We start from the raw sequence: 11530 nt of genomic DNA, 5'->3' as shown, positions 1-11530 counted from the left end.
TCACGCCTCCAGATCAGCCAGGACGGTCGGCAGTATCCCGGCGGCCTGGGCGACCGCGGCGGGGGTGGTGTCCAGGTGCTCCAGCAGCCCGTCGACGTACGACACGTCGACCCGGACCTTCTGCACGCGTCCGTCGACGTCGCGCATGACGAACTCGCGGAAACCGAGCCGGTTGGCCGATCCGCTGTCCGCCTGGGAGAGCGAGGCGAGTGTCGCCTCGTAACCGTCGTCGACAGGTACCCGCAGCAGGCGCAGCGCCTCGGAGGCGATCTCACTGTCCTCGGCGATCCGGCCGACGAAGACGGTGGAGACGAGGTTCTGCACGTCGAGGCCGAGGATGTCCTTGGGGTTCTGCGAGGCGACGAGCGCGGCGAGGTTCCACTTGCGGGAGTCGCGGGCGAGCCGGACCAGGAACGAGCGCCCGGACCGCCAGCCCTCCATGAAGTGCGCCTCGTCGAGGCCGACCAGTTTCCGGGAGGACATCGAGCCGCCGTAGCAGCGGCGTACGGCGAGCCGGTGCGCGGTGTGCAGCATCGGCAGCGCGAGCGCCTCCTCGGCCGACCAGTACTCCCGCTCGATCTTGAGGTCGGGGAGCCGCAGACCGGCCATGGTGATGACGGTGAGAGCGGCGTCGGCGCCGAGCAGCCCCTCCGGCGGCCGGCCGAAGAAGAGCATGGCCAGCGGCATCTCGGCGGTGTCGAGGAGGAGGTGCGCCAGTTCGCGCCCGGCGTCGTCGTCGAGCCCTTGGAGGCAGGTCACCACGTCGTCGAGCGTGGAGGTCTCCTCGGCGGGCACCTGGCGTACGGCGTGCCGGAACAGCGTGGCGGTGGACGCCTCCCGGGCCACCTGCGGCGGCACCAGCATCATGCAGATGTCCTGCACCAGCATCCGGCGCTCGGCGCGGGCGTTCGACACGGCGATCTCGAACTCGCGGTCGCCCGCCGGGCCGGCGCCGAACTCGCTGCGTAGCGGTGTCGGGATCAGCGCGTACGGCGCGAGCGTGCCCTGCTCCGAACCGGTCAGGTTGAGCACCCGGGAGTACGGCGCCAGCTCGGGCATGGCGCAGAGCCGGGCCAGCGGGCCGGACGGGTCGAGCAGCGTCACCTGCACGCCGCGGCGGGCGGCCAGGTAGCCGAGCGCGCCGAGCAGCGTGGACTTGCCACCGCCCGGTTCGGCGACGAAGACGGCGAGGCCGGAGCGCTCGCGTACCTCCATCGGGAAGTGCAGGTCGAGGAAGACCGGCCGGCGGCAGGTGCCGGCGGTGCGCCCGATCAGGTCGCCGCGCCGGTCGCCGACTGTGGACGCGGCCTGCGGCAGCGCGGCGGCGAGCAGGTTGACCGGCATCCGCCGGACGTAGCCGGTGTTGGCGATCGGCTCGCCGGGGATGAACTCGCGGGCCAGCCAGTCCTGGTTCTTCGGGTGCTGGAGCGAGATCCGCAGCTCGCGGGAGTAGAGCTGGATGAGCCGCCGGGCCCGTTCCAGGCACTCCTCCCGGGTACGGCCACCGACCGCGATCCGGTGCCAGCCGTGTGCCCGGGCCGAGTCGACGGGCAGGCCGGTGGTCATCTCGTCGCCGATCACCAGCGCGCGCTTGGCCAGTCGTTCCAGCTCCGGCGGCGCGTCGATGCCGTGCTCGGCGTAGTCGAGCTGTTGGGAGCGGATCATCCGGAGCCGGTGTTCGAGGTTCCGGAAGGAGTCGTTGGGGCCGAGGATGTCGACCCGGGTGGACAGCTCCATCGGCCACGGCAGCCGCTCGTGGAAGTGCAGCCAGGGCTCGTGCCGCTCGGGGATCTCCAGCGGCTCCATCCGGCCGACCGCGAGCACGGCGACGTGGCGTTCCTCGCCGGTCATCCGGTTGACCAGCTTCACCGTCGAGCCGTACGGGGTGCGGTAGCGCTCGACCTGCTCGGTGAGGGCCAGCAGGTCGCCGCGTTCCCACCGGCCGTTGGTGATCGGGGACAGGACGCCGGGCGGCGCCATGCACAGCGCCACCGAGCGGTAGAGCAGCCATTCCAGTTCGGGCGCGGTGACCCGGCGCCCGCGCATGCCGAACGCGCCGAGGACCTCGTCGAACTGCTCGACGGTACGGCTCAGCCGGCGCCGCTCGCCGTCGGCGGTGCCCCGGCCGAACGTGCGCAGGAGCCGTTCGGTGAGCGAGTCGCCGAGCGACCGGCGGGCGAAGGTGACACCGAGGTAGGTCTGGCCCTCGGCGTGGTTGACCGCCATCAGGTGCCGCTGTGCGGCGACCAGGTGGTCGGCCCAGCCGGTGGTGCCCGGTACGTCGGGCAGCGGGGCGGCGGTGTGCGCGTCGATGGTGCGGGCCCACTCGTCGGCCGGGAAGGGCCGGGTGGTGCGGCGCAGGTGCAGCCGGAACCCGGCGAGTCCGGCGTACTGCTCGGAGATCGCCGAGAGCAGCGCCTCGCGTTCGGCGTCCGGCCGGAACGCCCATCGCACCTCGGGCAGCCAGTACCAGGCGGTGACGGTGTTCGGGGTGAAGGTGAGGTGGCCGGCGATCTCGGTGATGGCCAGCTCGACCGACGGGTCCCGGTCACCGAACTTGATCTTCGGGGCGCGGACCCGGACCGGCTTGGTCGGCCGGTTGCGGCGTTCCGGCGTGCGCTGCCGGGGCGGTGCCACCTCGCGGTGCGCCGGGCGGCCGACCTCACGCGACGGTGCCGCGCCGGTCGCGATCGGCTCCGCCGGAGTGACATCCGGTTCCCGGTGGTCGGCGGGAGCGGGAGCGGGGATCGGCGGGGGAGGCGGGAGTGCCGGCTCGGGCTCGGCCGGGGGGCGGAGCGCCGGCAGCCGGTCACCGGCCTGCTGCGGCACCCGGCTCCGGGACGGCGGCGGGGCGAGCGCGGCGGGCGGGTCGGGCAGGGCGGGCTCGACCGGCGGCGGTGCGGGCTCGGGCCGGGGGCGGCCGACCGCGCGTACCCCAGGGGTCTGTTCGCGGATCGGCGGTTCCGGCTCGGCCCGGGGCGCCGACTCGACCGGCACGGCGGGCTGGTGCGGGATCGGCAGCGGCTCCCGGCCGACGCCACGACGCGGCGGCGCCACCACCGGCTCGACCGGCGCGGGCGGCGTGGACGCGGCGGGCCGCCGCCGGGGCTGCGCGCCGCCGAACAGGTCGAGGAAGGGCGAGTCGATGTCGCCGTCGGGGCGTACCGGCTCGCGCGGAGTGAGCGGGCGCGGCGGCTGGAAGACGCCGACGCGGCCGTGCCCGGGGCTGGTGACGAGCGCGCTGTCGAGGACGACCTCGTCCAGATCCTCGTCCGGTGGGTAGTCGAACGATCGCGCACGGTTACCGTTGGGCCCGGCCGGGCGTCCGGCCGGGGAACCCGGCATGGAAGAGCGACTCATGCGACCGCCTCACCCGCGTCGTTCGTCTGCACGGTTGTCGTACGCCCGGTCATGCCAGTTCCTCCCGGATCCTGATCCGGCTCGCGACGAGCCGCGGATCCCGCTGCTCGGTGGCCGGTTCCCGGGTGCGTCGCCAGTCGGTCAGCGCGGTCCGGATGACCATGCGCGCGGGCCGGTCCGGGTCGACGTACCGGAAGATGAACGAGGTCGTCACGATCGCCAGCGAGATCTCCCAGGCGGGGAACAGCTCGACCTGGAGCGTGAACAACCAGTGGATGAACATGTAGAGGGGTACGAGCAGCATGAACAGGCCGTACTGGGCGTACGGCAGGTGGACGGGAAGGGTGTACCCGGGCGGCCCCAGGTAGACGAGGCGTGCCCGGTAGATGTCGTCGTCGGTGCGCAGCCGCATCGTCGCCCAGCGCCCTACTCGAAGATCAGGTTGATCAGGTAGTCGCCGACGAAGAAGAGTGTTGCCGCTCCGGCGATGAAGGCCAGGCCGATGATGGCGATGGCCGAGCTGGTCAGCACCTTGGAGATCTCACCCCGGCTGGCCCGGCCGATGAAGATCACTCCGAGGACCGCGAGCAGGATCGGCGCGATCTTGCTGGCGAAGAAGGTGACGACGTTGTCGGTGTCGATGCCCTTCGGTGCCGGCTCGGCGAGTGGAGTCGACGCCAGGGTGTGGAGCGCGTGGTCCACGGCACTGGACGCCGTTGCCATGAGCTCGATGGCGATCACTGGAAACCTCCCCAAGGTCGCGGCCGGCGGCGCCGCGTTGGTGCAAGTAGGCAAGCCTGGCGGGATGGTGCTCGTCAGAGACAGCGCCGTCAACGCTGAGTCCGTCACCCACCACGCAGAGTGGTGAGTTTTGGGGGGATTCTTCCCGCTTCGGCCCTCCCTCCAGGCTTCGCCATCTCGATGCTGGGCAATTCCAAAGCGTACGGCCCGGCCACCTTTGCGACAAGCCGTGAAGAGTCGACCTCCGACGGCCCGGATGACCGACCGTACACCTGTTCCAATGCGCACGTCAGGGGTGCCACGTCGCGCGCTCGCCCGGTGGCCGGAAGCCCTGTCGGCGAACGGTACTGTCGGGTCCGTGACCGATCTGGTACGGGCGGAGGCCCCGGTGGTGATGGGCGTCCTCAACGTCACGCCCGACTCCTTCTCCGACGGCGGCAGATACGCCGATCTGGACGCGGCAGTCGCACACGGGGTGCGACTGCGCTCCGACGGCGCCGACCTGATCGACGTGGGTGGCGAGTCCACCCGGCCCGGCGCCGAGCGGGTCGATGCGGAGACGGAGACCGCCCGGGTGCTGCCCGTGGTCCGCGAGCTGAGCGCCGCCGGCATCCGCGTCAGCATCGACACCAGTCGCGCCCGGGTCGCCGAGGCCGTCCTCGCCGCCGGCGCGTACGTGGTGAACGACGTCTCCGGCGGCCTCGCCGACCCGGACATGGCCCGGGTGGTCCGCGACGCCGGCTGCCCATGGGTGCTCATGCACTGGCGGGGGCACTCGCGGGGGATGCGGGAGCTGGCCACGTACACCGACGTGGTGGCCGAGGTCCGGGACGAGCTGAGCCGGCGCGTCGACGCCGCGCTCGCCGCCGGGGTGGCCGCCGACCGGATCATCGTGGACCCGGGCCTGGGCTTCGCGAAGACCGCCGCGCACAACTGGGCGCTGAGCGCCCGCCTGCCCGAGCTGGTCGACCTGGGCTTCCCGGTGCTGTTCGGGGCCAGCCGTAAGTCCTACCTGGGCCGGCTGCTCGCCGACCCGGCCGGCGAACCCCGGCCCCCCGCCGGGCGGGAGGCCGCGACCGTCGCGACGAGCGTGCTCGCCGTCGCGGCCGGCGCCTGGGGGGTACGCGTGCACGACGTCCGCGCCACCGCCGACGCGCTCGCCGTCTGGCGCGCCACCGGCGGCCCTCGGCTCGCCACCGCGACCGGCACACGGCGTACGGAAGCGTCCACCGGCACGGGCGGAGGCGACAGATGAGCGACCGGATCGAGCTGACCGGCCTGCGGGCGCACGGCCGCCACGGCGTCTACGACTTCGAGCGCGCCCAGGGGCAGGAGTTCGTGGTCGACGCGGTGCTCGAACTGGACCTGGGCCCGGCCGCGCGCTCGGACGAGGTGACCGACACCGTGCACTACGGCGAACTCGCCGAACGTCTGGTCGCGGTGATCACCGGCGAGCCGGTGAACCTCATCGAGACACTCGCCGACCGGCTGCTCGCGGTCTGCCTGGCCGAGCCGCTGGTAGCCGCCGCGACGGTGACCGTGCACAAGCCGGAGGCCCCGATCCCGCACGCCTTCCGGGACGTCGCAGTCACGATGAGGCGTACCCGGTGACCCGGGCCGTGTTGTCGATCGGCAGCAACCTGGGCGACCGGCTCGGCCACCTGCGCGGCGCGGTGGCCGCGCTCGGCGACCGGGTGCTCGTGGTCTCCGGCGTCTACGAGACTCCACCGTGGGGGGACGCCGACCAGCCCGCGTACCTGAACGCCGCGGTGATGGTCGCGGACCCGGCGGCGGCGCCGGAGGACTGGCTGGCCCGCGCCCGGGCCGCGGAGGCGGCGGCCGGGCGCGACCGCGACCCGCAACGACGGTACGGGCCGCGCACGCTCGACGTGGACGTGATCGCGGTCTGGGACGACGCCGGCGAGCCGGTGCTCCGCGACGACCCCGAGCTGATCCTGCCGCACCCCCGGGCCCACCTGCGCGCCTTCGTGCTGCGCCCGTGGATCGACATCGAGCCGCACGGCCGGCTGCCCGGGCACGGCTGGCTGACCGATCTGCTCAACGCCGAGCCGCTCGCCGGGGACGCCCTGGAACTGAGCCCGCGACCCGATCTGGCGCTAGAGTCGGACACATGACCCGGTGGATCGTGGCCCGGCAGTGGCGAGCTGAGGAGGTGCGGTGAGCACCGACCGCTCCCCGCAGGGGCCCGACCGCTTCCGGATGGGGCCGACCCGGGCCTCCACCCTCGTGGTGGCCGGCCTGGCCGCCGCCGCGGTGGCCTGGCTGCTGATCAGCGGCTTCTACTACGACTTCGCGCCCGACCTGCCCTGGCTGCCGGTGATCACGCTGGCCGGGCTGGCCGTGCTGGAGGGCTACGCGGCGGTGAACACCCGGGGCCGGATCGAGCGGCGGCCCGGCCGGGAGCCGGTCAACCCGCTGCTGGTCGCCCGGTTCGTGGTGCTGGCCAAGGCGTCGGCGCTGGCCGGGGCCATCTTCGCCGGCTTCTACGCCGGGCTGACCGGCTGGCTGTTCGTGGAACGCACGAACGCCGCGGTGGGCGATCGACCGGCCGCGCTCGGCGGCCTCATCGCCGCGCTGGCGCTGGTCGCGGCCGCGCTCTGGCTGGAACGCTCCTGCCGCGTCCCGGAGCAGGAGGACGACGAGGACCGCGAGCCCGGTGACCGGGAGACGCCCCGCGGGCGTCTCTGAGGGTTCCCCCCACCCCGGCCCGGCGGTACCGTCCCTGGCGACCGGAGAGCGACGGCCGCCACCGGTCCGCCCGCCCGTGGGCCGGACGCGGCCACCTGGGGGAGGCGCGAGCCAATGGCGTACGACGATGCGGGCCGGACAGCGCCGCCGGAGACGTCGTCCGGGGTGCCCGCTGCCGTACTGGAGAACGTCTTCGACGACCCGGCCCACGGCGAACCCGGCCGGGACCGGATCGCGGTGCACGTCTTCTGGGAGTTCGTGCTGCTCGCCGGCCTGGTCGCGATGGCCTGGATGCTCTGGCGGGAGGACTCGGACGCGCTGCGCGGCGGCGCCCTGAAGACGTTGCTCGTCGACGTGGCGGCGCTCGGCCTGCTCACCCTCGCCGCCGGCCTGAGCCTGCGGGCCGGCGCGGTGAACCTGGCGCTCGGGCCGGTCGCGCTGGCCGCCGCGCTGCACTTCGCCGAGCAGGGCGACCGGGGCATGCGGGAGGCGCTGCTGCCGGCGCTGGCGATCGCGGCCGCGGCCGGGCTGGCGCTCGCCCTGGCCGTGGTGGTGCTGCACGTGCCCGGATGGGCGGCGAGCCTGGCCGGGGCGGCCGGAGTGATCGTCTACCTGGAACGGCGGACCGCGCCGGTGACGGTGCAGGGCGACTACGACCCGCGCGGCAGCGCGCTGTACTTCTTCGTCGGCTTCGCCGCGGTCGCCGTCCTCGGTGGCCTGTTCGCCGCGATGAAACCGGTACGCCGGCTGATCGGCCGGTTCCGTCCGGTCGCCGACCCGGCCCGGCGGCGCGGCGTGGCGGCCGCCACGGTGACCGCGCTGGCGCTCGTCGGGTCCACCGTGCTGGCGATGCTGGGCGGCGTGCTGATCGCGGCGAACGGGGACGGCCAGGTCGCGCCCGGCACCGGGCTGGACTGGACCGTGCTGGCGGTCGGCACCGTGATGCTCGCCGGCACCAGCGCGTACGGGCGGCGCGGCGGCATCTTCGGCACCCTGTTCGCGGTCTGCCTGGTGGTGGTGTTCCTGGCCTGGACCGTGCCGCACGGCTGGACGGTCAGCCGGTGGGCGCTCGGCGGCGCCGTGCTCGGCGTCGGCCTGCTCGTCACCCGGCTGGTCGAGACGTTCGGCCGTCCCCGCCCGGCACCGCCGGGTCCGCTCGGCCCGGTCCGCCCGGCCCGGGACGGCGCGCTGAGCGGCGGCTGGACGATGACCCCGCCGCCCGAACCGGCCGACGCCTGGCCCTCGGTGCTCCCGGTACGCGAGCACGACACCCCGGTGGAGGCGTGGGAGGCCCCGCGCTGGGACAACGAACCCCGGCGCTGGGACGCCGACGACCGCTGACCCCGGCGGTGGCCGTGCGTCCGGCGCGCCCGGACTGATCTCTCCGGTTAGGCTCGGCGGCATGACCGATACTCCTGCCCCCGGCGGCCGCACCTTCGACGAGCTCGACAAGCTCTCCACCGAGGAGCTGCGCGAGCAGGCGTTCAACCTGGCGCGCGACCGCCGCGACGTGGGCTTCTTCTGGTCGGTCCTGCGGCACCTGCCCAACGCCGACGAGGCTGCCGCGCTGGACGGCGCGCCGAACTCGATCGGCCCGACCATCGACGAGGCGAACGCGCTCTGGCGTGAGCTGACCGGGCACGGCTATGACGAGTCCGCGCCGCTGCTGCGCGCCGCCTTCATCGACTACCTGATGAAGCACTGAGGTCGATGACTGCCCGTCGGCCGACGGCGGCCGACCGGTTGCGCAGGTTTGCCCGGCGGGACCGGCCGGGAACTGACCGCCGCATGGCTCTGAGCAACCGCCCCCGCACCGTCCCCCGGTACGGCACGGCCGCCGGCACCGGCACGCTCGCCGCGTTCCTGCTCGTCGCCGTCGGCGGCAGTCCGATGTACGTGGACTGGGCGCAGCGCGGCACCGACCCGACCGGCGCGGGTGGCTGGTTCCTGCGGCTGCTCGCCTGGCCGTCCTGGCGGTGGCAGGCCGACGAGGGCGTGTTCGCCACCAACCTGCGGGCGATCCTGCTGCTCGTGCTGGCCGCGGCACTGCTGTACCTGCTGCCCGGCCCGCAGGTCGACCGGGTGACGTCCTCGGGCAGCCAGTTCCTCTCCGGCTGGGGTGCGTACGCGCTCGCGGGCGGGCTCAGTGCCCTCCTCGCCACACTCCTCGGCCCGCACGGCTCGCTGTTCGCCGCGTTCCAGGCCGCGAGCACCGGCGTCACGTACGGCTTCTTCGCGGGCTGGATCGTCGGGCTGGCCAGCCTCGGCGGCCGGGCCTGACCTCAGTCCACAGCACCGAGCGCCAGCACCCGGGTGCGGGTGAGCAGCCCCACCGCCCGGCCCTCCTCGGTCACCACCGCGTGCTCGGCGCCGGAGGTGAGCAGCGCGCCGAGCGCTTCGTACGCCGAGTCGCCGAGCGCCACAGTGGGCAGGCCGGTGCCGCCGTCGGCCGGGAGCGGGTCGAGCACCGCGCGGGTCACCGGCGTGACCGCGAGCCGCCGGATGCCCCGGTCGGCGCCGACGAACTCGCGGACGAAGTCCGAGGCGGGCGAGCCGAGCAGCGCGGCGGGTGTGTCGTACTGCTCCAGCCGGCCGCCCTCGGACAGCACCGCGATCCGGTCGCCCAGCCGGACCGCCTCGTCGAGGTCGTGGGTGACCAGCACGATCGTCTTGCGTACCTCGGCCTGCAGCCGCAGGAACTCCTCCTGCAGGCGGGTCCGGACGATCGGGTCCACCGCCGAGAACGGCTCGTCCATCAGCAGCACCACCGGGTCGGCGGCGAGCGCCCGGGCCACGCCGACCCGCTGCCGCTGCCCGCCGGACAGCTCGTGCGGGTACCGCCTGCCGAACTGCGCCGGGTCCAGACCGACGAGTTCCAGCAACTCGCCGACCCGGTCCCGGGTCCGCTGCTTCGGCCAGCCCAGCAACCCCGGCACGGTCGCCACGTTCGCGGCGACGGTCTGGTGCGGGAACAGTCCGACGTTCTGGATGACGTACCCGATGCGGCGGCGCAGCGCCACCGGGTCGACCCGCGTGACGTCGTCGTCCCCGAGCAGGATCCGCCCGTCGGTCGGCTCGATCAGTCGGTTGATCATGCGCAGCACCGTCGACTTGCCGCAGCCGGACGGGCCGATCAGCACCACCAGTTCGCCGGCCGCGACCTCCAGGCTCAGCTCGCGTACCGCCTCGGTGCCGTCCGGGTAGCGCTTGCGGATGCGCTCCAGCGTGATCGACGCCGCGCCGCCTCCGGCGGCGCTTCCCGGGGTACCGTCCACGTGTGTCCCTCCACCTGAGCTACCGGGCCGACCCGGGTAATCCGTGGTTCTCCTGGCAGTACGTGCGGGACAACTCTGACACGATCCTCGCCGCGCTGCGGGAGCACACCTGGCTGACCGCCCGCGCCGTGGTGATCGCCGCGCTGGTGGCGTTGCCGCTCGCGGTGCTCGCGTACTGGTTCCGGTCGTTGTCGGCGCCCATCCTGGCGGTGACCGGGGTGCTCTACACCGTCCCGTCGCTGGCGTTGTTCGCGTTCCTCGCGCCATACCTGGGCATCGGCGCGATCACCGTGCTCACCGTCGTCGCGCTGTACGCGCTGCTGGTGATCGTGCGTAACGCGCTGGCCGGGCTGAACCAGGTGCCGCCCGAGGTCCGCGAGGCCGCCGAGGGCATGGGGTACGGCAGGTGGGGCCGGCTGTTCCGGATCGAGCTGCCGCTGGCGCTGCCCGGCATCCTCACCGGCGTACGGCTGGCGACCGTGTCCACTGTCGCGCTCGTCACCGTCGGCGTGGTGGTCGGCCGGGGCGGGCTCGGGCAGCTCATCTTCGCGGGCTTCCAGAACAACTTCTACAAGGCGCAGATCATGGCCGGCACGGTGCTGTGCGTGCTGCTGGCGCTGGTGCTCGACCTGGTGCTGGCGGGCGTGGGCCGCCTGCTCACCCCCTGGCTGCGCGGGAGGTCCGCCCGGTGAACCCCGTCGAGCAGGCAGTGGTCTGGCTGAACGACCCGCTGAACTGGACCAACCCCGGCGGCGTGCTGGACCGCCTCGGCGAGCACCTGAGCATGTCCGCGCTGGCGGTGCTGCTGGGCTGCCTGGTGGCCTGGCCGATCGGGCTCTGGCTCGGGCACAGCGGCCGGGGCGGGGGGCTGGTCCTGCTGGTCTCCAACGTCACACTGGCGATCCCGACGCTGGCGCTGCTGACCATCCTGCCGCTGACGTTCCTCGGCTTCGGCCGCCCGGCCGTGGTGGTGGCGCTCGCGGTCTTCGCGATTCCGCCGCTGCTGGCGAACGCGTTCACCGGTGTGCGGCAGGCCGACCCGGAGGCCCGGGACGCGGCCCGGGGGATGGGCCTGTCCGGCGGGCAGGTGCTGCGCCGGGTGGAGCTGCCGCTCGCGGTGCCCTACCTGGCGGCCGGCTTCCGCACCGCGGCGGTGCAGGTGGTAGCCACCGCCGCGCTCGCCTCGTTCGTCAACGGCGGTGGGCTGGGCCAGATCATCCGGGCCGGGTTCGGGCTCGACATCGCCGCCGGCGGCGGCCAGATCATCGCCGGCGGTGTGCTGGTGGCCGGGTTGGCGCTGCTCGTCGAGGGGGTGCTCGCGCTGGTGGAGCGGGTGGTCACGCCCCGCCCGCTGCGCCGGGAGCGCCGGCGGGCGAACCGCCGCGCGACGGCGGCGACGACCGGCAGTTGAGCCGTCGGTGACGATCGGATGACGAAAACCGCTC

The 11530-nt window shown here is 73.9% G+C and carries 12 protein-coding genes and 1 pseudogene; 9 read left to right on the top strand and 4 right to left on the bottom strand.

The features are described 5' to 3' along the window. From SM452_RS04445 to SM452_RS04435, 3 genes and pseudogenes are all read right to left on the bottom strand, one after another. A pseudogene (locus SM452_RS04445) lies at positions 1 to 2835 on the bottom strand (ATP-binding protein); the annotation flags it as partial. A 574-nt stretch (positions 2836 to 3409) separates the two neighbouring features. After that, positions 3410 to 3772: a hypothetical protein gene (locus SM452_RS04440; protein ID WP_013288977.1), complete on the bottom strand. Its 363-nt coding sequence runs from the start codon at positions 3770 to 3772 to the stop codon at positions 3410 to 3412. Between the two features lie 14 nt (positions 3773 to 3786). After that, positions 3787 to 4101 (bottom strand): hypothetical protein, encoded by a 315-nt coding sequence (locus SM452_RS04435; protein WP_013288976.1) that lies wholly within the window; start codon positions 4099 to 4101, stop codon positions 3787 to 3789. Between the two features lie 358 nt (positions 4102 to 4459). Here SM452_RS04435 and folP point away from each other — a divergent pair, with 358 nt between their 5' ends. The 7 genes from folP to SM452_RS04400 all read left to right on the top strand — a co-directional run bounded on the left by folP (position 4460) and on the right by SM452_RS04400 (position 9090). Beyond that, positions 4460 to 5356 carry a dihydropteroate synthase gene (folP, locus tag SM452_RS04430; RefSeq protein WP_357209509.1) on the top strand — a complete coding sequence of 299 codons (897 nt, stop codon included), beginning with the start codon at positions 4460 to 4462 and terminating at the stop codon, positions 5354 to 5356. Beyond that, on the top strand, positions 5353 to 5712 hold the full coding sequence (gene folB / locus SM452_RS04425; protein WP_013288974.1) for a dihydroneopterin aldolase: 360 nt from the start codon (positions 5353 to 5355) through the stop codon (positions 5710 to 5712). The genes folP and folB overlap by 4 nt, the downstream gene beginning before the upstream one ends. Then, a complete protein-coding gene (gene folK / locus SM452_RS04420) occupies positions 5709 to 6236 on the top strand; it encodes a 2-amino-4-hydroxy-6-hydroxymethyldihydropteridine diphosphokinase (RefSeq protein ID WP_030273727.1) in 528 nt (175 codons plus the stop codon). The genes folB and folK overlap by 4 nt, the downstream gene beginning before the upstream one ends. 85 nt (positions 6237 to 6321) lie before the next feature. Continuing rightward, positions 6322 to 6810 carry a DUF3180 domain-containing protein gene (locus tag SM452_RS04415; protein WP_120574102.1) on the top strand — a complete coding sequence of 163 codons (489 nt, stop codon included), beginning with the start codon at positions 6322 to 6324 and terminating at the stop codon, positions 6808 to 6810. 114 nt (positions 6811 to 6924) lie between these two features. Continuing rightward, positions 6925 to 8151: an ABC transporter permease gene (locus SM452_RS04410; protein ID WP_262013398.1), complete on the top strand. Its 1227-nt coding sequence runs from the start codon at positions 6925 to 6927 to the stop codon at positions 8149 to 8151. 61 nt (positions 8152 to 8212) lie between these two features. Continuing rightward, the gene (locus SM452_RS04405) at positions 8213 to 8515 is read left to right on the top strand and encodes a hypothetical protein (protein ID WP_135242344.1); all 303 of its coding nucleotides are present in this window, start codon (positions 8213 to 8215) and stop codon (positions 8513 to 8515) included. Between the two features lie 83 nt (positions 8516 to 8598). Further along, complete coding sequence (locus SM452_RS04400; RefSeq protein WP_013288969.1) at positions 8599 to 9090, top strand: hypothetical protein; 492 nt, start codon at positions 8599 to 8601, stop codon at positions 9088 to 9090. Positions 9091 to 9092: 2 nt separating this feature from the next. Here SM452_RS04400 and SM452_RS04395 read toward each other — a convergent pair whose 3' ends face one another. Then, entirely contained in the window at positions 9093 to 10085 is a 993-nt protein-coding gene (locus tag SM452_RS04395) for an ABC transporter ATP-binding protein (RefSeq protein ID WP_463839329.1), read from the bottom strand. 2 nt (positions 10086 to 10087) lie between these two features. Between SM452_RS04395 and SM452_RS04390 the strand changes: the two genes are divergently transcribed. Together SM452_RS04390 and SM452_RS04385 are read left to right on the top strand one after the other, a co-directional pair. Further along, entirely contained in the window at positions 10088 to 10777 is a 690-nt protein-coding gene (locus SM452_RS04390; RefSeq protein ID WP_013288967.1) for an ABC transporter permease, read from the top strand. Next, complete coding sequence (locus tag SM452_RS04385) at positions 10774 to 11496, top strand: ABC transporter permease (protein ID WP_194801950.1); 723 nt, start codon at positions 10774 to 10776, stop codon at positions 11494 to 11496. Before SM452_RS04390 ends, SM452_RS04385 begins: the two co-directional genes overlap by 4 nt. Positions 11497 to 11530: the final 34 nt, after the last annotated feature.

Source organism: Micromonospora sp. SYSU B005 (assembly GCF_055362685.1).
This window is presented reverse-complemented; position numbering and strand designations above follow the sequence as displayed.

Coding starts and splice junctions, on each gene's coding strand:
- SM452_RS04440 (WP_013288977.1), bottom strand. CDS start 3,772: ATGCGGCTGCGCACCGACGACGACATCTACCGGGCACGCCTCGTCTAC.
- folB (WP_013288974.1), top strand. CDS start 5,353: ATGAGCGACCGGATCGAGCTGACCGGCCTGCGGGCGCACGGCCGCCAC.
- SM452_RS04415 (WP_120574102.1), top strand. CDS start 6,322: ATGGGGCCGACCCGGGCCTCCACCCTCGTGGTGGCCGGCCTGGCCGCC.
- SM452_RS04410 (WP_262013398.1), top strand. CDS start 6,925: ATGGCGTACGACGATGCGGGCCGGACAGCGCCGCCGGAGACGTCGTCC.
- SM452_RS04405 (WP_135242344.1), top strand. CDS start 8,213: ATGACCGATACTCCTGCCCCCGGCGGCCGCACCTTCGACGAGCTCGAC.
- SM452_RS04400 (WP_013288969.1), top strand. CDS start 8,599: ATGGCTCTGAGCAACCGCCCCCGCACCGTCCCCCGGTACGGCACGGCC.